Origin of the sequence: Curtobacterium sp. VKM Ac-2865 (genome assembly GCF_015350905.1) — a bacterium.
In the GTDB taxonomy this organism is placed as follows: Bacteria; Actinomycetota; Actinomycetes; order Actinomycetales; family Microbacteriaceae; genus Curtobacterium.
On the sequence record NZ_JADKRZ010000002.1, the window covers coordinates 667,277 to 693,017 of the forward strand.

A 25,741-nucleotide genomic window follows, 5' to 3' on the forward strand; every position below is an offset into this window, starting at 1 on the left:
CTGCGGTTGCGGCTACGGCTGCTGCGCGACCGCGGCGCGGATCGGCATCGCACCACCAGAACCGGCTCGAACCACGGACTTCCGCGGTTCGAGCCGGTTTCCGTTGTGCGGCGCCACCCGACGCCCGCAGGCGCCCACGCCGCACACCAGCGGGTGGCATCGTGGACGCATGCACTCGACGACGAGCGAGCTCAACTGGTCCGGCACCGTCACCTACACCGCGGAGCGCGTCGTCCGCCCGGCCTCCCTCGACGAGGTCGCCGACCTCGTCGCCCGGTCCCCGCGCGTCCACGGCCTCGGCACGCGCCACTCGTTCAACGACGTCGCGGACACCCCGGGCGTGCTGCTCGACCTGACCGGCATCCCGACCGACCTGGTCATCGACCGACACGACGACGACGACGGCACCGGCACCGGCACCGGCACCACCGCCACCCTCGGCGCCGGCACCCGCTACGGCCGGGTCGCCCCCGAGCTCGACGCCGCCGGCCTCGCCCTGCACAACATGGGTTCGCTCCCCCACATCTCCGTCGGCGGCGCGATCGCGACCGGCACGCACGGCTCCGGCACGACCCTCGGCTCGCTGTCGACCGCGGTCCGTGCGTTCGAGGTCGTCGGCGCCGACGGCAGCACCCGCACCCTCCACCGCGGGGACGCCGACTTCGCCGGGAGCGTCCTGCACCTCGGACTGCTCGGCATCGTCACCCGGGTCACGCTCGACGTCGAGCCCACCTACCGGATGCGCCAGGACACCTACGGCCCGTTCCCCTGGCGCACGTTCCTCGACCACGCCGCCGAGATCCACGCCAGCGGGTACTCCGTCTGCTCGTACACGCGGTTCGGCAACGAGGTCAGCGAGGTCCTCGTGAAGTCCCGCATGGACGCGACCGCCGACGTCCCCGACAGCCGGTTCGGCGCCCCGCGACTGCCCGGCAGCCCCGGCGACGACCACCACACGGCACGCGACGGCTCGGTCGGTCCGTGGTGGGACCGGCTGCCGCACTTCCCGATCGACTCGGTCCCCTCGCACGGCTCCGAGGTGCAGAGCGAACACTTCGTCCCACTCCGGCACGCGGCGGCAGCGCTCGATGCCCTGCGCGGCCTGGCCGACCGGATCCAGCCGCACCTGCACGTCGCAGAGCTCCGCACGATGGCCGCCGACGACCTGTGGCTCAGCCCGTCCCAGGGCGAGGACGTCTTCTGCATCGCCTTCACCTGGCAGAAACACCCCGAGGAGGTCGCCGCCCTGCTCCCCGACCTCGAGGCCCGGCTCGCCCCCTTCGGCGGCCGCCCGCACTGGGGCAAGATGAGCTCCCTCGACGGCGACGCGGTCGCCGCGCTCTACCCGCGGCTGCCGGACGTCCGTGCGCTCATCGCGCGCACCGACCCGCACCGGACGTTCGCATCCGCGTTCGGTGAGCGGGTCCTGCTGGCCTGATCCGAGCCTCCAGACCGGCCAGGAGGCTCAGCACCGGTCCGCCACCCGGCTCACGACAGCGGGGTGACCACCTTCGCGTCGCCGTCCCAGTGGCGCAGGCCACCCACGGTGAGCACCTCTGGCAGGGGCGCGTCGGCGGTGAGGGCGCGGAGCGCCGCGGGCAGGTCGACGTCGCGGATGCGCCGGGCGAGCGTGACGTGCGGCGCCCAACGCCCGGGGAGCGACGCGTCGAGCGACCCGGGAGCGGCGGCGTGGACCGCGCGGTGGAACTCGGCGAGGGGCCCGTCGACGACCACGCCGAGGCCGAGCACGTGTCGGCCGGGTCCGGCGGGGAACAGCAGCACGCCGGCGGTGCGGAGGGCCTCGGGCATCGGAGCGTCGAGGTCCGTCGGGAGGGGCAGGGACTCCCCCGCTGCGAGCGTCACGTGCGGGTCGTTCGTGCCGGAGTGGCCGAGGCTCGGCAGCTCCGCGGCGACGAGGGTCTGCCAGAGCGACCGCACCGCCTGGTCCGAGGGGCCGTCGAGGACGAGTTCGATGCTGCGCACCCGTCCGAGTCTGCCCGGGTCGTGCTGCGCGTAACACGGCGGAACGCAAGTCGACCGCGCTCCCGCCGACGACCACACTCGGGGGCAGTCCACGAGCGTGTGACCCCGCCACCCCACGAGGAGCACCCAATGACCGCACCCGCACTGCCCGCCAAGCCGAAGCGCAAGCGCCCCGTCGGCTGGATCGTCGCCGCGGCGATCGTCGTCGTCGCGATCATCGTCGCGATCGTCGTGGTCGCCGTCCGGAACGGGGGTGACGACACCGCCGGGTCCGCGTCGAGCGCCGCGCCGAAGACGGTGACGATCGGTGTCTCGGACAAGTCGCTGCCCTACTGGAAGACGTACGTGGACCTCGCGAAGAAGGACCTGAACGTCACCGTGCAGCTCAAGAACTTCTCGGACTACTCGCTGCCGAACCCGGCGCTCAAGGACAAGCAGGTCGACCTCAACCAGTTCCAGCACATCCAGTACCTGGCGAACTACAACGTCACCTCGGACGACGACCTGCAGCCGATCGGCGCGACGGCCGTCTACCCGCTGCCGCTGTACTCGACGAAGGTCTCGGACGTCGAGGACTTCGCCGAGGGCGCGAAGATCGCGATCCCGAACGACGCCATCAACGAGGCCCGTGCGCTCCTGGTGCTGCAGTCGGCCAAGCTGCTCGAACTCAAGGACGGTGGCAACGCGTTCTCCACCGTCGCCGACATCACCTCGCACAAGGTCGAGGTGCAGCCGCTCGACGCCTCGCAGACCGCGAACGCGCTGCAGCAGGGCTCGGTCGAGGGCTCGATCGTCAACGTGAACTTCGCCACGTCCGCCGGGCTCGACACCAAGGACGCGATCTTCCAGGACGACCCGAAGAGCGATTCGGCCGCCCCGTACGTGAACGTGTTCGCCGCGCGGAACGCCGACAAGGACAACGCCACCTACCTCGACCTCGCGAAGCTGTTCCAGGACGACGCGGTGCAGAAGGTGTTCGCGAAGGACTACCCCGACGCGGTGCCGAGCGACGAGAGCCCCGCTGCCCTGCAGCAGGAGCTGACGACGGTCGAGAAGGACGCGAAGGCGGCAACGAAGTAGTGGCTGCCCTCGTCGAACTCCGCGGCGTCTCCAAGAGCTACCGCCGCGCCGACACCGGTGAGACCGTCGCCGCCGTCGAGGACGTCACCCTCGACGTCGAACAGGGTGAGGTCCTCGGCGTCATCGGGTATTCCGGTGCCGGCAAGTCCACCCTGGTCCGCCTGGTCAACGCACTCGAACTGCCCACGGCGGGGACGGTCACGGTCGCCGGCCAGGAGCTCACGGCCATCCCCGAGCGGGACCGCCGTCTGGCGCGGCGCCGGATCGGGATGATCTTCCAGCAGTTCAACCTGTTCCGCTCCCGCACCATCGCCGGCAACGTGGCGTACCCGCTCAAGGTCGCCGGTGTCGGCAAGGACGAGCGGGACCGGCGCGTGGCCGAGCTGCTCGACTTCGTGGGGCTGCTCGACCGCGCACATGCCTACCCCGAGCAGCTCTCCGGTGGGCAGAAGCAGCGTGTCGGCATCGCCCGGGCACTGGCGTCGAACCCCGAGCTGCTGCTGGCCGACGAGGCCACGAGCGCGCTCGACCCGGAGACCACCTCGGAGGTGCTCGCGCTCCTCCGGCGGGTGAACCGGGAGCTCGGCGTCACGATCATCGTCATCACGCACGAGATGGACGCCGTCCGACAGATCGCCGACCGGGTCGCCGTCATGGAGCAGGGCCGCGTGGTCGAGGTCGGCGACGTGTACGACGTCTTCTCCACGCCGCAGACCCAGGCCGCGCAGCGCTTCGTCCGCACGGCACTGCACGACCGGCCCTCCGCGGAGACGTTGGTCCGACTGCGGGAACGGCACCCGGGGCGCCTGGTCACGGTGCAGATCACCGACGAGGCCGGGCTGCAGAACCGCATCGACCAGGCGTTCCGCACCGCGGGTGTCACGGCAGAGCTGGTCTACGGCGGCGTGGGCGAGATCCGGGAGCGTCGGATCGGGTCGTTGACGTACGAGCTGGCCGACGCCGGGGCCGGCGCTGAGCCTGGGCCTGGGTCCGGCGCCGTCGACGCCGCGGTCTCCGCACTCCGCGCCGCGGGTGTCACGACCGATGAGGAGGACGCACGATGAACAACTCCTTCCAGAGCGTGATCGACACGTTCGACGTCTTCCTGTCCTCGGTGCGCGACACCATCGTGATGTCGATCGTCTCGCTGGTCATCGCGGGGCTCATCGGGTTGGCGCTCGGCCTCGCCCTGTACGCCACACGACCGGGCAACCTGCTCGGCAGCCGCACCGCGTACACGGTGATCAACCTGCTCGTGAACCTGGTGCGCCCGATCCCGTTCGTGATCTTCCTCGCCGCGATCGCTCCGCTGTCCCGCGTCGTCGTGCAGACCACGATCGGGGTGCCCGCGGTCACGTTCGCGATCTCCCTCGCGGCGTCGTTCGCCGTCGCCCGCATCGTGGAGCAGAACCTGCTGTCGGTGGACCCCGGCGTGGTCGAGGCCGCACGGGCCTCCGGCGCGCACCCGGTGTCGATCCTGTTGACCGTGCTCATCCCGGAGGGCCTCGGGCCGCTCATCCTCGGGTACACGTTCATCTTCATCGGCATCGTGGACATGACGGCGCAGGGTGCGCTCATCGGCGGCGGAGGCCTGGGCGAGTACGCGATCACCTACGGGTCGCAGCGCTACGACTGGTGGATCGTCTACGTCTCGGTGGCCGCGATCGTCATCATCGTGCAGCTCGGCCAGTTCGTCGGCAACCGCTTGGCGCGCGCGACGCTGCGGCGCTAGCGCCGCCGGGCCGAACGCGCTGAGATCGCAGTTCGTGTCGCCTCCCCCGTCCCGGAGGCGACACGAACTGCGATCTCACCCAGGCTGGGCGGGCCGGCGGGCCGGGCCGCGCCGGCGGGCCGGGCCGCGGCGGCGAGGCGCGGCCGCGCCGCGCCTCCCGACCGGTCACGACACCCCGCTCACGTCCGCCGAGCGGTCACCGACCGTCGCTCGGGCCGTCGCGGAGCGACGGGCTACGCCCACTCGGCGCTCACCCGACGGGGTGTCCCGACCAGTCGCGCCGGCGCGACGGGGCCGCACCGAGCCTCCCGGCTGCGGAGCGACGAGCCACGCCCACTGGCGGTGAGATCGCACTTCGTGTCGGCTCCCTGTCACCGGAGACGACACGGACTGCGACCTCACCGGGCGACGATCCGGACGGGAGGCTCGGAACACGACCGCATCGCCGCCTGCGGCCCGCCGACCGGTCAGGACGCACCGCTCACGTCCGCCGAGCGGTCACCAGACGTCGCTCGGACCGTCACGGAGCGACGGGCTGCGCCCACTCGACGTCCACCCGGCGGGGTGTCCCGACCACTCGTGCCGGCGCGGCGGGGCTGCACCGAGCCTCCCGGCTGCAGAGCGACGAGCCACGCCCACTGGCGGTGAGATCGCACTTCGTGTCGGGTGCGCGGTGCCCGAGGCGACACGGAGTGCGATCTCAGCCCTGCCCGTGGACCAGGACTGGACCGGGCGGGTCAGGCGGCGGGGTCGGCCGCGACGGCGTCCGCGGCGGACGAACCGGCGCCGGCTGCGGCTGCGGTCTCGTAGTGCGCCCGCACCAGGATCGGCCGGTGGTCCGAGATGCCCGCGGGCAGGGTCTCCACGCCGGCGATGTGCAGCCCGACGCTCGTGGCGAAGTCGAAGTGCCCGGTGAACTTGCGGTAGCGCAAGTACGTCGGCTGGTCCGAGAGCGACAGCGCGAAACCGTGGGACTCGATCTTCCGGCGCAGGTTCGTCTGGAACCAGGGGTAGTTGAAGTCGCCGACCATGATCGCCGGGGCCTCGCTCGACAGGTCACGGACGAACTGGTGCGCTGCCTCGATCTGCTTGCGGCGCAGGGAGTTGGTGGCGGTGAGCGGCGACGCGTGGAACGAGGCGACGATGACGTCGGTGTCGGCCTCGGCGTCGCGGAGGTGCATCGCGATGAGCCGCTCGTGCGCGGGCGCGAGGACCCGGTCGTGCAGGGACTTCTGCAGCGAGTGCACGCGGAAGTCCCGGAGCTCGAAGCGGTCGTCGCGCTTGTAGATCGCCAGGCCCAGGCGGTTCGCCTTGGTCGACGCGGCGAGCGTCAGGCCGCCGATGGACGGCGCCAGGTCGTTGCTGTCGCACTCCTGCACGCAGAGCACGTCCGCCTGGGACGACTCGGCGAGGGCGGCGAGCTCGCTGTTCGCGGTGTGCTCCCGCAGGTTGTAGCTCACGACGCGGATCGCGGTGGGCTGGACGTCGGTGTCCATCGGGATGGTCCCCTCGTGGTCTGGCACGGTCATGCTGCCTTCCTTCCGGAGCCGGGTCCCTGCGTCCCGCTCAGTCTGCCGCCGCAACGGTACTCGGCGTCGTCAAGCAGTTGCTGTGACTGTATCGGGTGGTGGTTTCGCGCGCGTGACGAGCGCGCGAACGGTCACAGACGCGCCCGCGCGCCCGCCCCCGCCCGCACCCCCGCTCGCGGCCCCGCCCGCGCGACCAGCCCGTGGTCGGTCAGGCCTGCACGCGGACCCGACGCGCAGGACGGATGGCCTCGCCGGCTGAACGGCTCATCAGGACGCCCTCCACCAGGGCCACGACGAGCAGCACGGCGATGACCCAGAAGGCGACGGCGTAGGCCCCGGAGCCCTCGAGCCCGGCTCCGGCACGGATGACGACGGCCGCGACGGCGACCCCGAACCCGGCCGCAGTCTGCTGCAGCGTCGAGGACAGCGTGTTCGCCGGGGTCATGTCGGCCTGCTCGACGTCGGCGAAGGCGATGGTGTTGTACGCCGTGAAGCCGACGGAGCGGGCGGCACCGCTCACGACGAGGAGCACGGCGAGCAGCCAGAACGGGGTGTCCGGCGTCAGGAAGGCCATCGCCACGACCGTCAGCGCGGCGATGCCGGCGGACACGATGATCACCGGTCGGTACCCGAACCAGCGGAGCAGCGGGGTCGTCGCGGGCTTGATGCCGAGGTTGCCGACGAAGACGAACAGCACAGCGCTGCCGGCCTCGAGCGCCGTCCACCCCCAGGCGTCCTGGAACAGCAGCGGCAGCACGAACGGCACCGCGGAGACGGCCAGGCGGAACAGGCTGCCACCGGCGTGCGACACCCGGAAGGTCTCGAGCCGGAACGCGTCGAGCCCCATGATCGGGTGCGGCGCACGGCGGAAGTGCCGGATGGCGAGCCAGGTGCAGACGGCCCCGACAACGCCGGACACGACGACGGCCACCACCGGCACGGTGTCGAGCGCGAGCAGGGACGCCATCACCACGAGGGCACCGAGGCCGAAGCACGCGAGCAGGGACCCGAGCCAGTCGAACGGGACGCGCTGGGGGGCCCGCTCCTGCGGCACGAGCACGAGCGCGGCGACGAACGCGATCGCCCCGAGCGGCAGGTTGATCAAGAAGATCCAGTGCCAGGACAGGGTGTCCACGAGCACGCCACCGATGAACGGCGCGATGATCGGGGCCGCCAGGGCGGGCCAGGTCAGGATCGCGATGGCCGTGACGAGCTGGTCCTTGCCGGCGCTCCGGAGCACGACGAGCCGACCGACCGGGACCATCAGCGCACCGCCGACGCCCTGCAGGATCCGCCAGAGCGTCAGGTCGACGAGTCCCGTGGACAGCGCGCACAGCCCCGAGGCGACGGTGAACACCGCGATCGCGGCCGCGAACACGGTGCGGGAGCCGACGCGGTCGGTCAGCCACCCGCTCACCGGGATGAGCACGGCGAGGGTCACGAGGTAGGCGGTGATCGCGATGCCGATCGCCGCGGAGTCGACGCCGAGGTCCCGCCCCATCGCCGGGGCCGCCGTGGCGAGGATCGTGCCGTCGAGGAGCTCCATGAAGAACGTCCCGGCGACGAGCACCGCCACCGCCGTGCTGCCCGTGCGCCGTCTGGCCGATGTCGTCGTCGTCATGTCCCCCAGATGCTATGCCCGGGTCCGCCACGGCGACGCCAGGCTGACGCCACGACGACGCCGGGTCCCGACCCTGGCGCGATGTTCTGCATGGTGGAACGCTGGACGCGACGACGTTGTCCTGCGCTCAGCACCTGCACGAACGTGGACCTCGTCGACCGACCGGACGCGACAGGAGGATCGATGCCGACCACCCCCGCCACCGTGACCACGAAGGGCACCCCGGAACCGGGCAACAGCGCCGCGCCCCGGCACGTCCTCGACGACGCCCACCTGCCCGTGATGACGCTCCGCGAGTCCGCCCTGGCGTCGAACACGGCCGTCATGCAGGCCTGGGTCGAGCGCCACGGCATGCTGTTCGCGCCGCACATGAAGACGCACATGGCCCCGGCCCTCGCCCACCGCCAGGTCGACGCCGGCGCGTGGGGCGTCACGGTCGCCTCGGTCCAGCAGGCGATGGTCGCGTGGGAGCACGGGCTGCGCCACCTCCTCGTCGCGAACGAGGTCCTCGACCCCGCCGGCCTGCGCTGGCTCGCCTCGCGCCGAGCCGTCGACCCCGGATCGGACGTCCTCTGCTACGTCGACTCGGCCGCCGGTGTCCGCGCCGCTGCCGAAGCCGCCCGGGCCGTCGACGGTGCCGTGCACGTGCTCGTCGAGGTCGGCTTCCCCGGTGGCCGCACCGGCGCCCGGTCCCCCGAGGCCGCCACCGCGGTCGCGGAAGCAGCAGCAGGAGCAGGAGCAGGAGCAGGAGCAGGAGCAGCAGCAGACGCGGTCGCCACCGGCCCCGGTGTCGTCCTCCGCGGCGTCGCCGGCTACGAGGGCGGCCTGCCCGGTGTCGACGCCGCGCGCGCCTACGTCGCAGGCGTCCTCACCGTCGCGGCTGCCGTCCGTCACCTCGTCCCCGGCGAGCGCGCGCTGCTGAGCATGGGCGGCAGCGCCTGGTTCGACGCCGTCGGCGACGCACTCGCCACGCGCCCGGCCGACCTCGACGTCCTGCTCCGCTCCGGCGCGTACCTGACCCACGACGACGGCTTCTACGCCGCCCGCACCCCCTTCGGCCGCCACCCCGCCGAGGGCTCGCTCCGCGCCGCCATCGAGGTCTGGGGCCGTGTCACCTCGTGCCCGGAACCCGGCCTGGCACTCATCGCGGTCGGCAAGCGCGACATCTCCTTCGACGAGGGACTGCCCGTCGTGCGGCAGATCCGGACAGGAGGCCCGGAGCGGCTCCCCGGGACGCCGCCGGTTCCCGGGGCGGTCACCGTCACCCGCCTCGACGACCAGCACTGTTACCTCGCGTTGGCCCCGGAGACGGTGCTGACACCGGGTGACGTCGTCGTGTTCGGGATCTCGCACCCGTGCACGGTGTTCGACAAGTGGCGGGCGGTGCAGGTCATCGACGACGACGACACCGTGCTCGAGACGATCGCGACGTGGTTCTGATGACCACCGTGACCACCACCACCGTGACGACGCCCGACGCCGAGACCCCGGTCCGCAACGCCGCTCTCTCCCTGCGCCGTGGGCTGCGCATCCTCGACTTCGTCGCCGACCGGACCCGGAACGGCGAGCCGTCCGTGAGCCTCACCACGCTGAGCGGCGAACTCGGCACGTCGAAGTCCACCGTGCTGCGGCTGACGGCCCCGATGCTCGAGAACGACCTGCTCCGCCGCACCGCGGACGCGGGCTTCACGCTCGGGCTCGGGTCGCTGCTCCTCGGCCAGAGCTACCTGGAGGGCATCGACCTGCGCGCCGCCGCGGCCCCCTTCCTCCGGCGCACCGCCGAGCAGACCGGGCTGACCTGCCACCTCGTCGTCCCGGACGGCACGGACATCGTCTACGTGGACAAGGTCGAGACCCGCGGCACCGTCCGGATGGCGTCCCGGATCGGGAACCGCCTGCCGATGCGCAACACGGCGTCGGGCAAGGCGATGGTGGCATTCGGCGAGCCGGACCTGCTCGCCCGGGTCCTGGCGACGCCCGCCACCGCGACGACCGAGCACTCGATCACCGAGGACGACCGCTGGCGTCAGGAGATCGGGCGGACACGGGAACGCGGCTACGGCATCGACGACCGCGAGAACGAGCCGGACATCCGGTGCGTCGCGGCGCCGGTGCTCGACCACGCGAACCAGGTGGTCGGCGCCATGAGCATCTCGGGCCTGGCCTCCGGGTTCCGTGCCTCGGCCGTCCGGGCGCTCGGCGACGGCGTCGTGCGCACCGCCCTGGAGATCTCGGTCGCGCTCGGGTCGTCCTCCGCCCAGCTCGCCCTGGCGAGGAGCCCGCGGTGACCACTGCGCGCGGGGTGCTGACGTTCGGCGAGACGATGCTGCTGCTCGGCGGGCACGGCGCCCTGGTCGGGCTCGACGCGATGCGCGTCGACACCGGCGGCGCGGAGAGCAACGTGGCGATCGGGCTGGCGCACGCCGGGGTCCCCGTGACCTGGGTCGGTCGGGTCGGGACGGACCCCGCCGGGGACCGCGTGCTCGCGGACGTGGCAGCCCAGGGCGTCGAGGTCGTCGGCGTGCGGGACCCGGAGCGGTCGACCGGCATCATGATGAAGGAGCGACTGCCGGACGGCCGCACGCGGGTGACCTACCACCGCCGGGGCTCGGCAGCGTCGGCGTCCACGCCGGGCGACCTGCCGTCCGGTCTCGTCGAACGGGCCGCGCTGCTCCACGTCACCGGCATCACGCTCGCGCTGTCCGACACCGCCCGCGAGACCGTGCACGCGGCGGTCGTGCGCGCCGCCGACGCCGGGGTCCCGGTGTCGTTCGACGTCAACCACCGGCCGAAGCTCGTCGACGACGTCACCGGGCGCGGGTGGTACCGCGCCGTCGCTGCCCGGGCCGCCGTCGTCTTCGCCGGGGACGACGAGGCCCGGCTCGTCCTCGGCCGCGACGAACGACCCGGTGACGACGAGGCCCTGGCGCACGAGCTCGCCGCGCTCGCGAACGGTACCGCCGTCGTGAAGCTCGGCTCGCGCGGCGCCGTGGCGTCCGTCGACGGCGTCCTCCACCGCCGCGCAGCCAGCCCGGTCGCCGTGGTCGACCCGGTCGGCGCCGGGGACGCCTTCGTCGCCGCGTGGCTCGCCGCCGACCTCGCGGGGCGCTCCCCCGCCGAGGCCCTCGACGCGGCCGCCGACGCCGGAGCGCTCGCGTGCACGGTGCACGGCGACTGGCGACGACCGGACGGCGGCGTGCTCGGACCCGTCGACGCCGCCGCCCACGCTGACGTCGACCACACCGTCCACGACCGCGTCGACCGCTGACCGGGCCCCCGCCACCCATGAACACCACGAGGAAGCGCACGATGACCGACTCCGCACCGAGCACCACGACCGCCGACGCTCCCCGGCGCCACCGGCACCAGGCGGGACCCGCGATCGCGATCCTGCGCGGTGGGACCGGCGAGCACGTCGAGGACGTCGTCCGCACCCTGGTGGAGGCCGGCGTCCTGGCGATCGAGATCACGACGAACACCCCGCGCTGGCGTGAGGGCATCGCGTGGGCCGTCGACCGGTACGGCAGCGGAGCGTCGATCGGCGTCGGGACCGTGATGGACACCCGGCAGCTCGACGAGGCAGCCGCTGCGGGTGCTGCGTTCGCCGTGAGCCCGCACACCGACCCGGTGATCGGGGAGCGAGCCCACGAGCGGGGCCTCGGCTGGTACCCGGGCGCCGCGACGCCGACGGAGATCGTGCGTGCCTGGCAGCTCGGTGCCCGGGCGGTCAAGGTCTTCCCGGCCGCACAGCTCGGCGGTCCGGCGTTCCTGCGGCAGGTCCTGGCACCGCTCGACTTCGTGGACGTCATCCCCACCGGTGGCATCGGGCTGGACGACGCGGCAGACTACCTGGCCGCCGGGGCCGTCGCCGTCGGGCTCGGGTCGCCGCTCGTCGGGGACGCCCTGCACACGGGCGACCTCGGTGCGCTCCGTGTCCGGGCCGGACAGCTCCTCGCCGGGCTGCCCCGATGACGACCGTCCTGCTCCGCGGCGGCTCCGTGGTCGACGACGACGGGGTGCGACCGGCCGACGTGCTGGTGGAGGACGACCGCATCGCCCGCATCGCACCCGCGGTCCCCGTGCCGCCCGGTGCCACCGTCGTCGACTGCGGCGAGCGCCTGGTGGTGCCGGGATTCGTCGACGCGCACTCGCACGCCGGTGCCCTCGTGTTCGAACCCGAGGTGCAGCTCGCGCTCCTCCGACAGGGCGTCACGACGATCGTCACCGGGCAGGACGGCGTCGGTCCGGCCCCGGGCGACGGGTCCCACGCCCGGACCTCCTTCGCCACGATCGACGGCGAGCACCCGCACCACGACGGCGGCGGCATCGGCGACCTGCTCGCGACGTACGACGGCACGACCCCGCTGAACGTGGCGACCCTCGTGCCCGCGGGCACCGTGCGGCAGGTGGTCCGCGGCGACGGTCCGGGCACCGCTGCCGCGGACGAGCTCCGCGCGATGCGCACCCTCGTGCGCAACGGCCTCGACGAGGGCGCGGTCGGACTCTCAACGGGGCTCGACTACGTGCCCGGGCTGTACGCCGACACCGCTGAACTGACGGCGCTGTGCATCGAGCTCGCCGACGCGGACGCGCTGTACGTCTCGCACATGCGGGGCGGGTACGAGGCGAACGCCCGGGTCGGCCTCGAGGAGATCGCGTCGCTCGTCCGCACCACCGGGGTCCGTGCGCACGTGTCGCACCTGCACGCCCCGGTCGACCTGGCGGTCGCGGTCCTCGACGACCTGGAGCGGTCCGGAGCGCCGATGTCCTTCGACGCCTACCCGTACTCGCGCGGGTGCACGATCCTGTCGATGCTGCTGCTGCCCGCCGCACTGGCGCGGCCCGGCACGGACGACCTCGCGGTGGCCCTGGCGGAGCCCGCCGGGCGTGCCGGTGTCCGCGCGGCCGTGCTCGACCGGGTGCTCGGACGGGCCGACCTCGGTGCCGGGTGGGCCGACCAGGTCACGCTGTCACACGTGCCCGCGCCGGCGTTCCACGCACTGCAGGGGCGCACCCTCGCCGAGGCAGCCGACGTGACCGGCTCCGACCCCGTCGACCTCGCCCTCGACGTGCTGGTCGCGTCGTCGTCGCAGGTGACCGTCGTGATGCGGGTCCCCACGCCGAGGACCGCCGACGAGCTCACGCCGCTGTTCCGCCGACCGGGACACACCGCCGGGTCCGACGGCATCTTCGTCGGCACGCACCCGCACCCCCGGGCGTACGGCACCTTCGCGCGGTACCTCGAGGAGTACACGGTGCCGGGTCGTCTCAGTTGGGCCGAGGCCGCGCGCCACCTCGCGACCACCGCGGCCGAGCGCTACCGCCTGGGTGACCGCGGCACGGTTGCTGTGGGAGCGGTCGCCGACCTCGTCGTCGTGGACCCGACACGGGTGGCAGCGCGGTCGACCTACGCGCTCCCGATGCGCCTGGCCGAAGGCATCGACGACGTGCTCGTCGCCGGCGTCCCCGTGCTCCGGGACGGCGCGCTGACGCAGGCGACCCCCGGCCAGGGGCTCCGCAGAGCCGGCTGACCGGGGGTCGACGTGCGTGCTGCGTCAGGACGCGCTGGGCAGCACCGCCACGACGTCGATCTCGACGAGGATGCCGGCGAGGTGCGACTGCACGGTGGTGCGGACGGGGTACGGCGCCGTGAAGTGCTTGGCGTACTCCTCGTTGAAGGCCGGGAAGTCGCGGTCGGAGTGCTCGAGGTGCACGGTCGACTTCACGACGTCGTCCAGGGTGGCTCCGTGCTCGGCGAGGACCGCTGCCACGTTCGCGAGCACCTGCGCGGTCTGCCCGGCGACGTCGTCGGCCATCGCGCCGGTGGCCGGGTCCTGCGGGCCGAAGCCGGCGGTGTAGACGAAGCCGCCTGCGACGATGCCCTGGCTGTAGGGTCCGGCGGGCTTCGGGGCGTTGTCGGTCACGATGGCGGTCTTCGGCACGGTGGCTCCTCCTGGGTCGAACGGACGGGGGCGAACGGACGGGGCCTCCAGGCTAGGGCCGCCACGGCTGCCGGGACCGGCCACGGGGCCAGCGCTTTCCGGCCTGCACAACGCGGGGCGAGCCTCCCGTCCGGTCCCCGCCGCGTGTCGGCCGGGTCGACGGGGACCGTCCAGCGTTCGCTCGCTACCCTGCTGAGGTGCCGTCTGCTCTGCCCGCACGACGTGGGACACACACGTGACCCGCCTCGACGGGACCCTGCCGCAGTCGATCGCGACCGGTCGACGCCGCGCGATCGACGCCGTGGCGAGCCTGCCGGCGTGGGCGGCCGTGCTGCTGGTCTGGACCGGCGGCCGTCTCGCGTCGACGCTCTGGCTCGCGCTGGCGTACCCGCTGATGGCGCGGTCGCAGCCGGAGAACGCGATCTGGGGGAACGAGCACGGGTTCCTGCGGTTCCTGACGTCCTGGGACGGCCAGTACTACGAGCAGATCTCCTTGCACGGGTACCCGACGACGCTGCCGCTCGACGCCGCCGGGCACGTCGCGCAGAACGCCTGGGCGTTCCTGCCCGCGTTCCCCTTCACCATCCGGCTGCTGACCGTGTCGACCGGGCTGCCGTTCGACGTCGGCGCGCCGGCCGTGGCCGTGATCGCCGGGTTCGTCGCCGCGTTGCTCCTGCACCGGCTCGTCCGCGAGCGTGCCGGGCACGCTGCCGCCATGTGGGCGGTCTTCTTCTTCACGTGCGGACCGCTGTCCTTCCTGCTGCAGGTCGGGTACGCGGAGAGCACGTTCCTCGCGCTGACCTTCGGCGCGCTCCTGGCGCTGGAGCACCGGCGGTACGGGCTGCTGACCCTGCTCGGGGTCGCCGCCGCCTTCACCCGGCCGGGGGCCCTGGCGCTGCCGCTGACGCTCGGCGTGATCACCGTCATGCGACTGGTCCAGCTGCGCCGCGGGTCCGACCGCGTGCTCGACGGGTTCCCGCTCGGCGAACTGCTGCGGGTCGTCGGGGCCGGCGTGACGATGGTGCTGGCCGGGCTCGCGTGGCCGGTCGTCGCCGCCCACGTGACCGGGCAGCCGGACGCCTACCTGGCCACGGAGATGTCCTGGTGGGTGAACTTCATCGGTCGTGTCGAGTTCATGCCGCTGACGCCGTGGTTCCTGACGACGGCGAAGTGGCTCGGCGTCGGCGGGGTCCTCATCGTGGTCGGGCTGCTCGTCGGGTACCCGCTGTGGCTGCTGCGGCGGTCGACCCGCACGCTGGGCACCACGACGCTGGTGTTCTCGGGGGCGTACGCGCTCTACGTCTTCGCGGTGTCGCTGCCGATGGCCTCGACCCCGCGGCTGCTCATGCCGCTCGCGCCGTTGCTCGGGTCGCCCGAGCTCGTCGCGACGCCGTGGATGCGTCGGACCCTGGTGACCTGCGCGGTGCTCGGGCAGCCGGTGCTCGTCGCGGTGCTGTGGCTGCTCGGCCCTCCGTGAGGACGCACGTGGCCGCACGCGCGTGCGGCCACGGCGGAGCGGCGGCGCGGCCGCGCCGGGCAGGCGCTCGGTGCGAGGGTGACCACCCTGTGCGAGCCCGTCGGGCTGCACGGCGTGGGGAACCTCGCACCGGCCGCGTGATCGCGCACGGTGCGAGGTCCCCCGCCCGCTAGAGCTCGACCGTCCCGTGGCTTCCGACGTCGGGTGTGGACTCCTTGCCGAGCGCGGCCTTCATCGTCTGCACGAGGGTGCCGACCGTGCCGGTGTCCTGCGTCCAGTACTCGACCGAGTCACCCTCGACGGTGAGGAGCCGGATCGAGGGGTCGTCGCGTCCGTCCGGGAACCAGGCCTCGGCGAACGGCGACCACAGCTCGTCGATGACCGAGTCGTCCTGCGTGACGGTGGCCGTCCCCGCGATGGAGAGGTACCCGCCCTGCGACTCGATCGCGACGTTGACGTGCGGGTTCCTGGCGATGTCGGCGACCTTCTCGCTGCCGTCCTGCACCAGGAAGCGCAGGGTCCGGTGGAAGGTCTTGTCCTGCACCGCGAGTGGTCGGGCATGCAGGGACCCGTCCTCGCTGACCGTGGTCAGGAGGGCTGTTCGGGCTCCGTGGACGATGTCCGAGATGGCGGCGAGCTGGTCTGCCTGCGTGTCGGTCATGGTGCTCCTTCGCATCGAGTGCCCCGTTGCACCGACCTGGCCGGGCAACCCGGGGGCGTACCGTTCGGGTCAGTCTGCCCCTCCACCCTGGACACGTCCAGCACGCGGACCGGTGGCCTCACCCCGGCCGGGAGGCCCGGCTCGACTCCGTCACGCAGGCTGCGGACCGCGCGGGCCGGGTCCGTCAGGCGGGCTCGTGGATGGTCGTCTCGACGTCGACGACCTGCGGGATGCGGGGCATCGACGCGAAGCCGAACCGCACGGGCGGGTCGAGCGGCGCCAGCTCGCCGAGCGGCTCCCCCGCCCAGGTCCCGCGCACGCCGGTGACGTCGTGCGCCCCGGTCACGCCGTAGTACTCGCGGCGGCCGTTGCCCGCCGAGCCCGCGGTGCCGGCACCGGGCGCGATGAGCCGTGCTACCGGGTTGATCGCCCGGAGCCACCGGGGGTCGCGGGCGATCGGCTTCGGCACGACGCGGAGCAGCCGACCGAGCGGCGAGATGGTGCCGACGTCGATCGTCGCGCGGAGCTGTCCGGCGTCGAGCTCCAGGCCGGACGCCGTGCGTCGGGCGGTGACGGGCAGGACGTCGACCGCGTCGAACTGGTAGGTGCCGGAGACGTAGGCCGCGACGATCTCGTCCGGGGCGAGCAGCACGCTCGACCCGTCCGGCAACTCCACGAAGACGTCGGTGAACGCTCCGAACGGGGACTGCTCCCACATGCCGATGACGAGTCGGACGCCCGAGGTCGTGCCGACGCCCATGATCCGCCCTCGGAAGCGACGTTCGATCGTGCTGGAGTGCTGTGGCATGCGGTGGACGCTACCCGGCGCTCCCGTGAGCGCTCCCGTGGGACGTGCCCCGGGCCTCCCGGCAGTGCCGTCAGTGCCGTCAGGGGACGGGGACGGCCTCGGCCAGGAGCTCGCGGACCCGCGGGGCGACGGCGGTGCCGTAGAGCTCGATGGAGCGCATCATGTCCTCGTGCGGCAGGCGCCCGGTGGCGTAGCGCATGTCGAACCGGGAGACGCCGAGGATCCGCATGTTGCGCGCGATCTTGCGCGCGACGGTCTCCGGGGACCCGACGTAGAGCGACCCGCCGGCCGAGAGCCCGGCCTGGTACTGGGCGACGTCGAGGGGCGGCCAGCCGCGCTCGCGGCCCAGACGGTCGGTGACGTCCTTGTGGTACGGCCAGTAGCGCTCGGCGGCCTCTTCGTCCGTCGCGGCGATGAAGCCGGGCGAGTGCATCGCGATCGGCTGCTGCGGGATCTCGAGCTGGTCGAGGGCCTGGCGGTACAGGCGCGAGAACGGGGCGAACTGCGCGGGCTGCCCACCGATGATCGCGAGGAACAGGGGCATGCCGTAGGACGCGGCGCGGATGACCGACTGGGGCGAGCCGCCGACGCCGATCCACGTCGGGATGGGGCCGTGCTCGAGCTTCGGGAAGACGTCCTGCTCGGTCAGCGGGGCACGCTTGGTGCCGCTCCACGTGACGGTGTCGCCGCCGCGGAGGGCGGCCCAGAGCTGCAGCTTCTCCTCGAAGAGGACCTCGTAGTCGGACAGGTCGAAGCCGAACAGCGGGAAGGACTCGGTGAAGGACCCGCGGCCGAGGATGACCTCGGCGCGGCCGTTCGAGAGCGCGTCGACGGTGGCGAAGCGCTCGTACACGCGGACCGGGTCGTCGGAGGACAGCACGGTGACGGCGGAGCCCAGCCGGATGCGCTCGGTGCGGGCGGCGATGGCGGCGAGGACGACCTCGGGGGCGCTCACGGAGTAGTCGGCGCGGTGGTGCTCCCCGACGCCGATGAAGTCGATGCCGACCTGGTCGGCGAGGACGGCTTCGTCGACCAGGTCGCGGAGGCTCTGGGCGTGGGTGCGGGTGGTGCCGTCGAGGCGGTCGGTGACGTCGCCGAACGTGTCGAGGCCGAGCTGCACGGGACCGACGCGGTCCGGTGCGGGCGGCGGGACGTCCGAGGGACGACCGGTGCCGAATGCGTTGCTCATGCGATGCCTCCTGGTTGATGCGTACGCATGAATCTAGCACAGGGGGACGACGGACGCGAGGGGTCGGCAGGGCCCGCGTGTACCGTCGCGGCCATGCCGAAGATCCCTGACCAGACCGGACGTCGCATCGTCGTCACCGGAGCCAACAGCGGCACCGGCAAGGAGACCGCCACCCGTCTGGCCGCCGCCGGCGCCGACGTCGTCATCGCTGTCCGCACGACGTCGAAGGGCGAGGCCGCCGCCGACGAGATCCGTGCAGCGCACCCCGGCGCCTCGGTCGAGGTCCGCGAGCTCGACCTCGCGGACCTGGCGAGCGTGCGCCGCTTCGCCGCGGGCGTGCTCGACGACGACCGACCGCTCGACGTGCTCGTGAACAACGCCGGCGTGATGGCACCGCGCGAACGCTTCGAGACCGTCGACGGGTTCGAGCTGCAGTTCGGCACGAACTCCCTCGGCCCCTTCGCGCTGACGAACCTGCTGATGCCGGCGCTCCTCCGGGCCGAGGCACCGCGGGTCGCGACGATGTCGAGCCTCGCAGCGGTGCCGGGGCGCATCCGGTTCGACGACCTGCAGTGGCTGCGCGGGTACAGCCCGTTCCGCGCGTACGCCCAGTCGAAGCTCGCCGACCTGCTGTTCGCGCTGCACCTGCACACGCTGTCGGTCGAGCTCGACTGGCCGCTCCTGAGCACCGCGGCGCACCCGGGCTACACGCGCACGAACCTGCAGTCGGCCGGGCGGTCGCTCGGGCGGTCGGCGCCGGTGTCCTCGGACCAGCGGGCGTGGCCGTGGACGCAGGGCGTCGAGCAGGGCAGTGAGCCGCTGCTGTTCGCTGCGGTCGGCCGGTCGGCCACGGGCGGGGCGTACTACGGGCCTGCCGGTGCCTTCGGCATCACCGGACCGACCACCGTCGCGTCGATCCCCCGCTCGGCCCGGAGCACGGACCTGGCGCGCAGCCTGTGGGCCGTGGCCGAGGACCTGACCGGGACGCACCTGCCGGCCTGAGCCGCTGCCGTCCGTCAGGCGCTGCCCGGCACGGCGCACCGTGCGCGGTCCCCTGGCCCGTGGGAGGTTGCACACCCGGTGCGCGGTCGTCGTGCCGCACGGGGTGGGCAACCTCGCACCGGGCGGGTGTCCCCATGCGGGTTCAGGCGCGGTGGAGCTCGACGGAGCCGCTGATGTCGCCCGGGTCGGCGAGCCGCGCGTGCTGCAGCACCGTGCGCCCGGGCCCGACGGCCGCTGCCACGATCGAGAGCGTCGCGAAGTGCCCCTCGGGCTCGACGGTGTCGCGGAGGATCGCGTCGGGGTCGTCCGGCGACAGCGCGGCCGAGGCGGCGAGGACCCCGAACCACGGCCCCCAGCCGTCGTCCGTCCCCGACGCGGGGTCCGAGCCGTCGGCCGACCGGGCATCGGCGGCGCCGAGCTCGTCGAACGGGGCCAGCTCGGGCGGGCCGTCCGGTGCGGGTGCGGCACGGAAGGCCTCGAGCCACCGGCCGATGCGCGGCGCCGCGGGGTCGTCGGGCTCGCCGTGCGTGACCATGTGCACGCCCGGCCCGAGCTCCGTCGTGCGGACGCGCACACCGTCCCACGACAGCACCTCGGCGCCGGCGGCCGTCGCCCGCACCAGGTTGAACGCCCGCGTGGTCGGCACCGAGCCGTCGTGGCCGGGCAGTTCCCCGTCGGCGACGGCGTCCAGCGGCAGCTCCCCGCGGGTCGTCCAGGTGCCGTCGGTGGCGGGGACGTCCTCCCACCGGTTCAGCACGACGGCGAGACCGTGGTCGTCCGACGCGGCGAGCCAGGCGCCGCCGGCCTCACGGTCACGGACCCCGCGGACCGACGGGTCGCGGTCGGGCCACCAGGCGGCGGGCGGGTCCCACGGGCGGGACGGGGACTCGTCGCGCATGGCGAGCATGGTGACGGGCCACGCCGATCGGGGATCGACGCGGACGACGACGGTGCACATGCGACCGATCCTGCCACCAGGGGCCCGGCCGCCCGACCCGGCGGCGCGACCCGGCCGTCCGACCCTGCCGCCCAGCCGCCCGACGCGACCGCCCGTCCGGGCCGCCCGGGTAGCGTGAGCGTCGTGAACGGGACACCGGAGCAGCGCAGGACCATCGTCGTCGGCATCACCGGAGGGATCGCGGCGTACAAGGCCGTGCAGGTCGTCCGGGAGTTCGTCCGGGCCGGCCACGACGTCCACGTGGTCCCGACCGAGGGCGCCCTGCGGTTCGTCGGGCTGCCGACGCTCGAGGCCCTGAGCCGGAACCCCGTCACGACGAGCGTGTTCGAGGACGTCGCCGAGGTGCGGCACGTGTCGCTCGGGCGCCGTGCGGACCTCGTGGTCGTCGCGCCCGCCACCGCCGACTCCCTCGCGAAGATGGCCGCGGGCCTCGCCGGCGACCTGCTCGGCACGACCCTGCTCGCGACCGAGGCGCCCGTCGTCGTCGCCCCCGCGATGCACCCGCAGATGTGGGAGCACCCCGCCACCCGGGCGAACCTCGCCACGCTGCGCGCCCGCGGCGTGCACGTCGTCGGGCCGGTCGTGGGCGCGCTCACCGGTGACGACGCCGGCATCGGTCGGATGTCGGAACCGGAGGACATCGCGGCGGCCGCCCTGGCGGTGCTGGACCAGACGACGGACGCACGGCGGACCGCCGGGCGCGGGCCGAGCCTCCAGGCCGACGCGACCGGCACCGGCGCCCGTGGCGAGCAGGGCGACCTGGCCGGCGTCCACGTCGTCGTCAGCGCCGGCGGCACCCGCGAGCCCTTCGACCCCGTGCGCTTCGTCGGCAACCGCTCGAGCGGCCGACAGGGCGTGGCGATCGCCGCCGACGCCGCGTCGCGTGGCGCCTCGGTGACCCTGGTGTCCGCCAACGTCGACGCGGGCCTGACCGCCGGCCTCGACGCTCGGATCGTGCCCGTCGGCTCCGCGCTCGAACTCGCCGAGGCCGTGCACGCCGCAGCCGCCGAGGCCGACGTCGTCGTGATGACCGCGGCGGTCGCCGACTACCGGCCGGCCGAGGTCCTGCAGGAGAAGCTCAAGAAGGACGCCCAGGGCGAGCGGATGACGCTCGAGCTGGTGCGGAACCCGGACGTGCTCGCCGACCTCGTGGCGAACCGCCGTGCCGGCCAGGTGATCGTGGGGTTCGCCGCCGAGACCGAACCCGACCGGGACGCCCGCATCGAGCTCGGCCGCGCCAAGATCGCCAGGAAGCCGGCGGACCTGCTCGTGGTGAACCACGTCGGCTGGTCGGCGGGCTTCGAGCGCGAGGAGAACCGGGTCGAGGTCCTGGTGCCCGGCGGTGCGGTGGTGCGGGAGGCCGCCGGCACGAAGGCCGAGGTCGCCACGGTCCTGCTCGACCTGGTCGCCACCGCCCTGACCTGAGCCGACGGCAGCCGCGGCCAGTGGCCCGTGGCCGACGACAGCCTGTGGTTGCTCTGGGAGCATCCCGGTGTCCGTGGGCCACGATGGGCGCCATGGGACGACGCTCCGACCGCGCCAGACGCGCCTCCAGGACGGCGGCCGTGCTCGCCGTCCTCCTCGGCGGCGCCGGTGTCATGCACTTCATCCGCCCACGCCACTTCGACCGCATCGTGCCGCCGGGGCTGCCGCCGCGCACGACGACCCTGGCGTCCGGCGTCGCCGAGCTCGGCATCGCCGTCGGGCTCGCGGTGCCCGCCACCCGACGAGCCGCCGGGCTCGCCGCAGCGGCGCTCTTCGTCGCGGTCTTCCCCGCCAACGTGACGATGGCGCGCGACCTGCTCGACAGCGCGCGCTCGACGAGGGCCTCGCGGCTCGTCGCGGTGGCCCGGTTGCCGCTGCAGGCTCCGCTCGTCGCCTGGGCCCTGCGCGTCGGCCGGCACGCACCACGCCGGTGATCGTCTCCCCGCGGGACCGGGCCTCGGTCCCGCTGCTCCACCGCCCGGTGACCGTGCACGCCTGGGACGACGTCGTCTTCGCGCACTGGCGGCACGACCCGGAGGCACTCGCACCGCTGCTCCCCCGCGGCGTCCGTCCCGACGTCGTGGACGGCAGCGCCTGGGCCGGGCTGTCCAGCTACGTCTTCCGGGAGACCGCCGTGCCGCCGTTCCCGCCGTCACGTCGGCTCGGGTCGATGACCGAGGTGACGATCGAGGTCCTCACCGTCGACGACCGCGGCCGACACGGGGTGGTCTACCGCACAGTGGACACGGACAACGTGCCGGCGATCGTCGCCGCCCACGCCCTGCTCGGCGTGCCGTACACGTTCTCCCGCACGGGTGGTCGCCGCCGCGGGGACACGCTGGAGTACCGCTCGGTGCGGCACACGGACCGGAGGCGCGGCGGGTCCCGGCTGCTCGGGCCGCTCCGGTCGCTCCGGCCGCTCCGGTCGCTCCGGTCGCTCCGGTCGCTCCGGTCGCTCCGGGACGGAGGCTCGACACGGCCCCGTCCCGCTGCGACCGTCCGTGTCGTGGCCGGGGAGGTCGACGACTCCCCCCTCGCTGCCGAGCTCACGACGCGGGCAGGCATCCACGCGAAGCTCCTCGCGCAGACGGTGTTCTGGCAGCGCGAGCACCCGCAGCTCGTCCTGCGCCAGGCTCGGCTCGAACGGCTCGAGGGCGACCTGCCCGCTGCCGTCGGGCTGCCGGGGCTGTTCGACCGCGCTCCGGACTCGTTGCTCGTGCTCGACGGCACGACGGTCCGGTACGCCTGGGGAGACGTGGTCCGGTGAGCGACGCAGCCGGGCGCGACCCGTTCGACCTCGACCGCTTCGTGCGGGCGCAGGAGGGCGTGCACGAACTCGCGCTGGCGGAGCTCCGCCGCGGCCGCAAGTCCTCGCACTGGATGTGGTTCGTGTTCCCGCAGCTCGCCGGGCTCGGGCGCAGCGCCACCGCCGAGCGGTACGCGGTCACCGGCGGCGACGAGGCCAGGGCCTACCTCGCGCACCCCGTGCTCGGTCCCCGGCTGCGGGAGGTCACCGACGCTGCCGCGACCGCGCCGGCGTCGAGCGTGCAGGCGCTCATGGGCGGCATCGACGCGCTGAAGCTCCGGTCCTCGATGACGCTGTTCGCCGCCGTCGCACCGGACCCCGCACCCTTCCGCACGGTGCTCGACCGCTGGTGGGACGGCGCCGAGGACGACCGGACGACAGCGCTCCTGGCCCCTGGGCGCTGACACGCACGATCCGATCGCAACGCCGTTCGCATATCAGGTATCGTGACCGATGCGTCCGCACAGATCCCTGGTCGAGCCGGACGAACCCGACCCGAAGGAAACGACATGCCGGTCCCCACCAGCGCCCCGACCGAGCACCAGCTGCTCCGCGACACCGTCCGTCAGAAGATCCACGAGGCGATCATGGACGGCACGCTCGAGCCGGGTGAGCGACTCAACGACGACGAGCTCATCTCCTGGCTCGGCGTCTCCCGCACCCCCATCCGCGAGGCCCTGAGCCAGCTCGCCCGCGCCGGTCTGATCGAGATGGCGCCGAACCGCTACACGCGGGTCACGACACCGGACCCGTCCGAGGTGATCGAGGCCATGCAGACCCTCGGCGTGCTCTTCGGCGGCGTCGTGCGGCTCGCGGTGCCCCGACTCACGACGGCGTCCCGGAAGAAGATCCTGGCCGCGCTCGACCGCACCATCGGCGAGCTCGAGTCGCACGACGTCGCCGCCGTGAACACCGACGCCCTCGGGGTCTTCGCGCTCTACGTGTCCGAGTGCGGCAACCCGAACCTGCAGCGCGTCTGCGTCGACACGATGGACGGGCTGGCGTTCCGTCTGCGGCTCCCCAACCTCGACCAGCTCGTCGACTGGGACCGGATGACCGAGGACTTCCGCGTGCTCCGCACCGCCACCGCGGACGGGGACAACGTCGCCGCCGAACTCGCGACCGAGGCCATCCACCAGCTGCCCGGCGAGAAGCGCTGACGACCTCCGTTCCTGCGAACACCTGAACGTCCACACAGCAACCGCCCGTCCCAACCATCGTGACGGGCGGTTCGCACGTCCCCGACGCCCGCCCGACACCCCGTCGACGGCTCCCAGCAGCGCGCCGCGGCCACCCGGTAGCATCGCGGGAACCCACCCGACGAGCACTCCTGGAGCAGCACATGAGCACTCGGCAGACGGACCGCACCGAGGTCGCCGCACGCCTCGCCGGAGCGGTCGGCCGGATCAACCGCCGCGCCCGCACCGACTCCGCCTCGCTCGGGTACGGGATCATCTCGGCACTCGCCACGATCCAGGCCCACGGACCCCTGCGTCCGGGCGACCTGTCGCGGATCGAGGTGGTCACGAAGCCCACGATGACCCGCATCCTGACGGAGCTCGAGCAACGCGGGTTCATCGCCCGCGAAGCCGACCCCACCGACGGCCGCGCGTTCATGGTGAGCGCCACCGACGACGGCATCGCCGCGGTCGAGGAAGCCCGCTCCCGACGCACCGGACTGGTCGCCGAGCTCATCGAGGAACTGCCCGCCGAGGACGTCGCCGCGATCGCCCAGGCGCTCGACGCCCTCGAGCGCGTGGCGCAGGGTCGGACCGCTCAGGAGAATGCCAGCTCCGACCGCTGAACCGGCCGTTACCGAACCGTTACCGAGCGTCCAAGAGGGCTCCACAGGGCCCACGACGGATCGTCCGTTCAGGGTGACGCGTCATCGTTGCCGCTTCGCCACCGCGGCGGCCACCCCACACGGCCACGCACCGGCGGACGGACGGGCCCCACACCACCGTCCGGTCTCCCCCGGCTCCCGGTGCCCGCGCGACGACGCAGCGCGCACGCACGGAGTCGCCTGACCACCGGAAACGATGACAGGACAGCACCCCCACACCCCGAGCACGACCACCACGCCCACCACCCGCCGTCAGGCGCTGGACAGCCCGAACCGCCGGTTCCGCCGAGCCCTGCGCAAGCGCGGTGTCCTCGCCGTGAGCGGCGCCGCGGTCCTCGCGATCGCAGGGGGCGCCCTCGCCGTCGGCACCCAGCCGGCCATCGGTGAGGCGCTCGGTGTCCCGACCATCAGCGCCTCCGCGACGCCGGCGCTCCACGGCACCGCCCTCGACCGGGCCCAGGCCGCGGCGACCATCGTCACCGCGCGCACGGTCGTGCAGGACGCGAACGACAAGACCGACACGACGGTGCTCGAGCGGCACATCTCGGCGTTGTCCGACTACCCGACGCTCTCGGGTGGCGCGCTGAGCGACCGGATCGAGTCGACCGTCGACACCGCGCAGGACGTCGCCCAGGCGAGCGCCGACCAGGACAAGCGCGACGCCGACGCACGGGCCGCAGCAGCGAAGGCCCGGGCGGACGCCGCAGCCGCGAAGGCCACGGCCGACGCAGCAGCAGCAGCCGCCGCGAAGGCCGCAGCTGCCCAGGCGGCCGCGAACACCCCCGCCGGTGCCAAGGCGACCGCGAGCTCCCTCGCCGCGTCACGGTTCGGCTGGGGCGCCGACCAGTTCCAGTGCCTCGACGACCTGTGGACGAAGGAGTCGGGGTGGAACTACCGGGCGGTCAACCCGAACGGCGGTGCCACCGGCATCCCGCAGGCCCTGCCCGGGTCGAAGATGGGGACGGTCGCCGCCGACTGGCAGACCAACGCCACCACCCAGGTCACCTGGGGGCTGCAGTACATCTCGGCCGCGTACGGCACCCCGTGCGCCGCGTGGGGCCACTCGCAGGCCAACGACTTCTACTGAGCGCCCACCGCCCCTGACCAGGCGACACGCACGGTCGA

26 protein-coding genes are annotated in these 25,741 nt (G+C 73.4%); 18 read left to right on the plus strand and 8 right to left on the minus strand.

The window, feature by feature from the left end; all coding sequences use genetic code 11:
- The first annotated feature begins 169 nt into the window (after positions 1-169).
- On the plus strand, positions 170-1,438 hold the full coding sequence (locus ITJ54_RS08390) for an FAD-binding protein (RefSeq protein WP_194627207.1): 1,269 nt from the start codon (positions 170-172) through the stop codon (positions 1,436-1,438).
- Positions 1,439-1,488: 50 nt separating this feature from the next.
- Here ITJ54_RS08390 and ITJ54_RS08395 read toward each other — a convergent pair whose 3' ends face one another.
- Positions 1,489-1,983, minus strand: coding sequence for a 2'-5' RNA ligase family protein (locus ITJ54_RS08395; RefSeq protein WP_194627209.1), 495 nt, complete (start codon positions 1,981-1,983; stop codon positions 1,489-1,491).
- 129 nt (positions 1,984-2,112) lie between these two features.
- Between ITJ54_RS08395 and ITJ54_RS08400 the strand changes: the two genes are divergently transcribed.
- Genes ITJ54_RS08400 through ITJ54_RS08410 form a run of 3 tightly spaced genes read left to right on the plus strand, consistent with a single transcriptional unit; the run spans position 2,113 to position 4,795 of the window.
- Positions 2,113-3,063, plus strand: coding sequence for a MetQ/NlpA family ABC transporter substrate-binding protein (locus ITJ54_RS08400; protein ID WP_194627211.1), 951 nt, complete (start codon positions 2,113-2,115; stop codon positions 3,061-3,063).
- On the plus strand, positions 3,063-4,127 hold the full coding sequence (locus ITJ54_RS08405) for a methionine ABC transporter ATP-binding protein (RefSeq protein ID WP_194627213.1): 1,065 nt from the start codon (positions 3,063-3,065) through the stop codon (positions 4,125-4,127). The genes ITJ54_RS08400 and ITJ54_RS08405 overlap by 1 nt, the downstream gene beginning before the upstream one ends.
- A complete protein-coding gene (locus ITJ54_RS08410) occupies positions 4,124-4,795 on the plus strand; it encodes a methionine ABC transporter permease (protein WP_071269872.1) in 672 nt (223 codons plus the stop codon). Before ITJ54_RS08405 ends, ITJ54_RS08410 begins: the two co-directional genes overlap by 4 nt.
- Before the next feature lie 737 nt (positions 4,796-5,532).
- On the opposite strand, the gene ITJ54_RS08415 is transcribed toward ITJ54_RS08410, so the two are convergent.
- Both ITJ54_RS08415 and ITJ54_RS08420 read right to left on the minus strand, forming a co-directional pair.
- Positions 5,533-6,324: an endonuclease/exonuclease/phosphatase family protein gene (locus tag ITJ54_RS08415; RefSeq protein ID WP_228508745.1), complete on the minus strand. Its 792-nt coding sequence runs from the start codon at positions 6,322-6,324 to the stop codon at positions 5,533-5,535.
- Between the two features lie 208 nt (positions 6,325-6,532).
- On the minus strand, positions 6,533-7,945 hold the full coding sequence (locus tag ITJ54_RS08420; protein WP_194627214.1) for an MFS transporter: 1,413 nt from the start codon (positions 7,943-7,945) through the stop codon (positions 6,533-6,535).
- Between the two features lie 183 nt (positions 7,946-8,128).
- Here ITJ54_RS08420 and ITJ54_RS08425 point away from each other — a divergent pair, with 183 nt between their 5' ends.
- The 5 genes from ITJ54_RS08425 to ITJ54_RS08445 are packed head-to-tail and all read left to right on the plus strand — an operon-like array spanning position 8,129 to position 13,476.
- Positions 8,129-9,385 carry an alanine racemase gene (locus ITJ54_RS08425; RefSeq protein WP_194627217.1) on the plus strand — a complete coding sequence of 419 codons (1,257 nt, stop codon included), beginning with the start codon at positions 8,129-8,131 and terminating at the stop codon, positions 9,383-9,385.
- 8 nt (positions 9,386-9,393) lie between these two features.
- Positions 9,394-10,233 carry an IclR family transcriptional regulator gene (locus ITJ54_RS08430; protein WP_194627220.1) on the plus strand — a complete coding sequence of 280 codons (840 nt, stop codon included), beginning with the start codon at positions 9,394-9,396 and terminating at the stop codon, positions 10,231-10,233.
- Positions 10,230-11,213 carry a sugar kinase gene (locus tag ITJ54_RS08435; protein WP_194627221.1) on the plus strand — a complete coding sequence of 328 codons (984 nt, stop codon included), beginning with the start codon at positions 10,230-10,232 and terminating at the stop codon, positions 11,211-11,213. Before ITJ54_RS08430 ends, ITJ54_RS08435 begins: the two co-directional genes overlap by 4 nt.
- A 41-nt stretch (positions 11,214-11,254) precedes the next feature.
- The gene (locus ITJ54_RS08440; RefSeq protein WP_194627223.1) at positions 11,255-11,917 is read left to right on the plus strand and encodes a bifunctional 4-hydroxy-2-oxoglutarate aldolase/2-dehydro-3-deoxy-phosphogluconate aldolase; all 663 of its coding nucleotides are present in this window, start codon (positions 11,255-11,257) and stop codon (positions 11,915-11,917) included.
- On the plus strand, positions 11,914-13,476 hold the full coding sequence (locus ITJ54_RS08445) for an N-acyl-D-amino-acid deacylase family protein (RefSeq protein ID WP_194627225.1): 1,563 nt from the start codon (positions 11,914-11,916) through the stop codon (positions 13,474-13,476). Before ITJ54_RS08440 ends, ITJ54_RS08445 begins: the two co-directional genes overlap by 4 nt.
- Positions 13,477-13,500: 24 nt before the next feature.
- Here the strand turns inward: ITJ54_RS08445 and ITJ54_RS08450 are convergent, their stop codons facing one another.
- Positions 13,501-13,887, minus strand: coding sequence for a RidA family protein (locus tag ITJ54_RS08450; protein WP_194627227.1), 387 nt, complete (start codon positions 13,885-13,887; stop codon positions 13,501-13,503).
- A 235-nt stretch (positions 13,888-14,122) separates the two neighbouring features.
- Here ITJ54_RS08450 and ITJ54_RS08455 point away from each other — a divergent pair, with 235 nt between their 5' ends.
- Positions 14,123-15,364, plus strand: coding sequence for a hypothetical protein (locus ITJ54_RS08455; RefSeq protein WP_194627229.1), 1,242 nt, complete (start codon positions 14,123-14,125; stop codon positions 15,362-15,364).
- Between the two features lie 169 nt (positions 15,365-15,533).
- Here ITJ54_RS08455 and ITJ54_RS08460 read toward each other — a convergent pair whose 3' ends face one another.
- The 3 genes from ITJ54_RS08460 to ITJ54_RS08470 all read right to left on the minus strand — a co-directional run bounded on the left by ITJ54_RS08460 (position 15,534) and on the right by ITJ54_RS08470 (position 18,022).
- A complete protein-coding gene (locus ITJ54_RS08460) occupies positions 15,534-16,025 on the minus strand; it encodes a pyridoxamine 5'-phosphate oxidase family protein (RefSeq protein WP_194627231.1) in 492 nt (163 codons plus the stop codon).
- Positions 16,026-16,209: 184 nt separating this feature from the next.
- The gene (locus tag ITJ54_RS08465) at positions 16,210-16,833 is read right to left on the minus strand and encodes a hypothetical protein (RefSeq protein WP_194627233.1); all 624 of its coding nucleotides are present in this window, start codon (positions 16,831-16,833) and stop codon (positions 16,210-16,212) included.
- A gap of 79 nt (positions 16,834-16,912) precedes the next feature.
- Positions 16,913-18,022: an LLM class flavin-dependent oxidoreductase gene (locus tag ITJ54_RS08470; RefSeq protein ID WP_194627235.1), complete on the minus strand. Its 1,110-nt coding sequence runs from the start codon at positions 18,020-18,022 to the stop codon at positions 16,913-16,915.
- Positions 18,023-18,115: 93 nt separating this feature from the next.
- Here ITJ54_RS08470 and ITJ54_RS08475 point away from each other — a divergent pair, with 93 nt between their 5' ends.
- Positions 18,116-19,024 (plus strand): SDR family oxidoreductase, encoded by a 909-nt coding sequence (locus ITJ54_RS08475; RefSeq protein WP_194627237.1) that lies wholly within the window; start codon positions 18,116-18,118, stop codon positions 19,022-19,024.
- Between the two features lie 142 nt (positions 19,025-19,166).
- On the opposite strand, the gene ITJ54_RS08480 is transcribed toward ITJ54_RS08475, so the two are convergent.
- A complete protein-coding gene (locus ITJ54_RS08480) occupies positions 19,167-19,982 on the minus strand; it encodes an NRDE family protein (RefSeq protein ID WP_194627239.1) in 816 nt (271 codons plus the stop codon).
- A 123-nt stretch (positions 19,983-20,105) separates the two neighbouring features.
- On the opposite strand from ITJ54_RS08480, the gene ITJ54_RS08485 reads away from it, so the two are divergent.
- The 7 genes from ITJ54_RS08485 (at position 20,106) to ITJ54_RS17885 (ending at position 25,703) form a co-directional block, all read left to right on the plus strand.
- Entirely contained in the window at positions 20,106-21,407 is a 1,302-nt protein-coding gene (locus ITJ54_RS08485) for a bifunctional phosphopantothenoylcysteine decarboxylase/phosphopantothenate synthase (RefSeq protein ID WP_194627241.1), read from the plus strand.
- Between the two features lie 92 nt (positions 21,408-21,499).
- Positions 21,500-21,901, plus strand: coding sequence for a hypothetical protein (locus ITJ54_RS08490; protein ID WP_194627243.1), 402 nt, complete (start codon positions 21,500-21,502; stop codon positions 21,899-21,901).
- Complete coding sequence (locus tag ITJ54_RS08495; RefSeq protein ID WP_194627245.1) at positions 21,898-22,734, plus strand: DUF2071 domain-containing protein; 837 nt, start codon at positions 21,898-21,900, stop codon at positions 22,732-22,734. Before ITJ54_RS08490 ends, ITJ54_RS08495 begins: the two co-directional genes overlap by 4 nt.
- Positions 22,731-23,177, plus strand: a complete 447-nt coding sequence (locus ITJ54_RS08500; protein WP_194627247.1) for a DUF1810 domain-containing protein — start codon at positions 22,731-22,733, stop codon at positions 23,175-23,177. The genes ITJ54_RS08495 and ITJ54_RS08500 overlap by 4 nt, the downstream gene beginning before the upstream one ends.
- 105 nt (positions 23,178-23,282) lie before the next feature.
- Entirely contained in the window at positions 23,283-23,933 is a 651-nt protein-coding gene (locus tag ITJ54_RS08505; protein ID WP_194627249.1) for a GntR family transcriptional regulator, read from the plus strand.
- Between the two features lie 182 nt (positions 23,934-24,115).
- Positions 24,116-24,577 (plus strand): MarR family winged helix-turn-helix transcriptional regulator, encoded by a 462-nt coding sequence (locus tag ITJ54_RS08510; protein WP_194627250.1) that lies wholly within the window; start codon positions 24,116-24,118, stop codon positions 24,575-24,577.
- Between the two features lie 235 nt (positions 24,578-24,812).
- Positions 24,813-25,703 (plus strand): hypothetical protein, encoded by an 891-nt coding sequence (locus ITJ54_RS17885; protein ID WP_228508751.1) that lies wholly within the window; start codon positions 24,813-24,815, stop codon positions 25,701-25,703.
- The last annotated feature ends 38 nt before the right edge of the window (positions 25,704-25,741 follow it).

Coding starts and splice junctions, on each gene's coding strand:
- ITJ54_RS08425 (WP_194627217.1), top strand. CDS start 8,129: ATGCCGACCACCCCCGCCACCGTGACCACGAAGGGCACCCCGGAACCG.
- ITJ54_RS08510 (WP_194627250.1), top strand. CDS start 24,116: ATGAGCACTCGGCAGACGGACCGCACCGAGGTCGCCGCACGCCTCGCC.
- ITJ54_RS08505 (WP_194627249.1), top strand. CDS start 23,283: ATGCCGGTCCCCACCAGCGCCCCGACCGAGCACCAGCTGCTCCGCGAC.
- ITJ54_RS08415 (WP_228508745.1), bottom strand. CDS start 6,324: ATGACCGTGCCAGACCACGAGGGGACCATCCCGATGGACACCGACGTC.
- ITJ54_RS08475 (WP_194627237.1), top strand. CDS start 18,116: ATGCCGAAGATCCCTGACCAGACCGGACGTCGCATCGTCGTCACCGGA.
- ITJ54_RS08390 (WP_194627207.1), top strand. CDS start 170: ATGCACTCGACGACGAGCGAGCTCAACTGGTCCGGCACCGTCACCTAC.
- ITJ54_RS08470 (WP_194627235.1), bottom strand. CDS start 18,022: ATGAGCAACGCATTCGGCACCGGTCGTCCCTCGGACGTCCCGCCGCCC.
- ITJ54_RS08410 (WP_071269872.1), top strand. CDS start 4,124: ATGAACAACTCCTTCCAGAGCGTGATCGACACGTTCGACGTCTTCCTG.
- ITJ54_RS08440 (WP_194627223.1), top strand. CDS start 11,255: ATGACCGACTCCGCACCGAGCACCACGACCGCCGACGCTCCCCGGCGC.
- ITJ54_RS08465 (WP_194627233.1), bottom strand. CDS start 16,833: ATGCCACAGCACTCCAGCACGATCGAACGTCGCTTCCGAGGGCGGATC.
- ITJ54_RS08490 (WP_194627243.1), top strand. CDS start 21,500: ATGGGACGACGCTCCGACCGCGCCAGACGCGCCTCCAGGACGGCGGCC.
- ITJ54_RS17885 (WP_228508751.1), top strand. CDS start 24,813: ATGACAGGACAGCACCCCCACACCCCGAGCACGACCACCACGCCCACC.
- ITJ54_RS08420 (WP_194627214.1), bottom strand. CDS start 7,945: ATGACGACGACGACATCGGCCAGACGGCGCACGGGCAGCACGGCGGTG.
- ITJ54_RS08400 (WP_194627211.1), top strand. CDS start 2,113: ATGACCGCACCCGCACTGCCCGCCAAGCCGAAGCGCAAGCGCCCCGTC.
- ITJ54_RS08445 (WP_194627225.1), top strand. CDS start 11,914: ATGACGACCGTCCTGCTCCGCGGCGGCTCCGTGGTCGACGACGACGGG.
- ITJ54_RS08460 (WP_194627231.1), bottom strand. CDS start 16,025: ATGACCGACACGCAGGCAGACCAGCTCGCCGCCATCTCGGACATCGTC.
- ITJ54_RS08480 (WP_194627239.1), bottom strand. CDS start 19,982: ATGTGCACCGTCGTCGTCCGCGTCGATCCCCGATCGGCGTGGCCCGTC.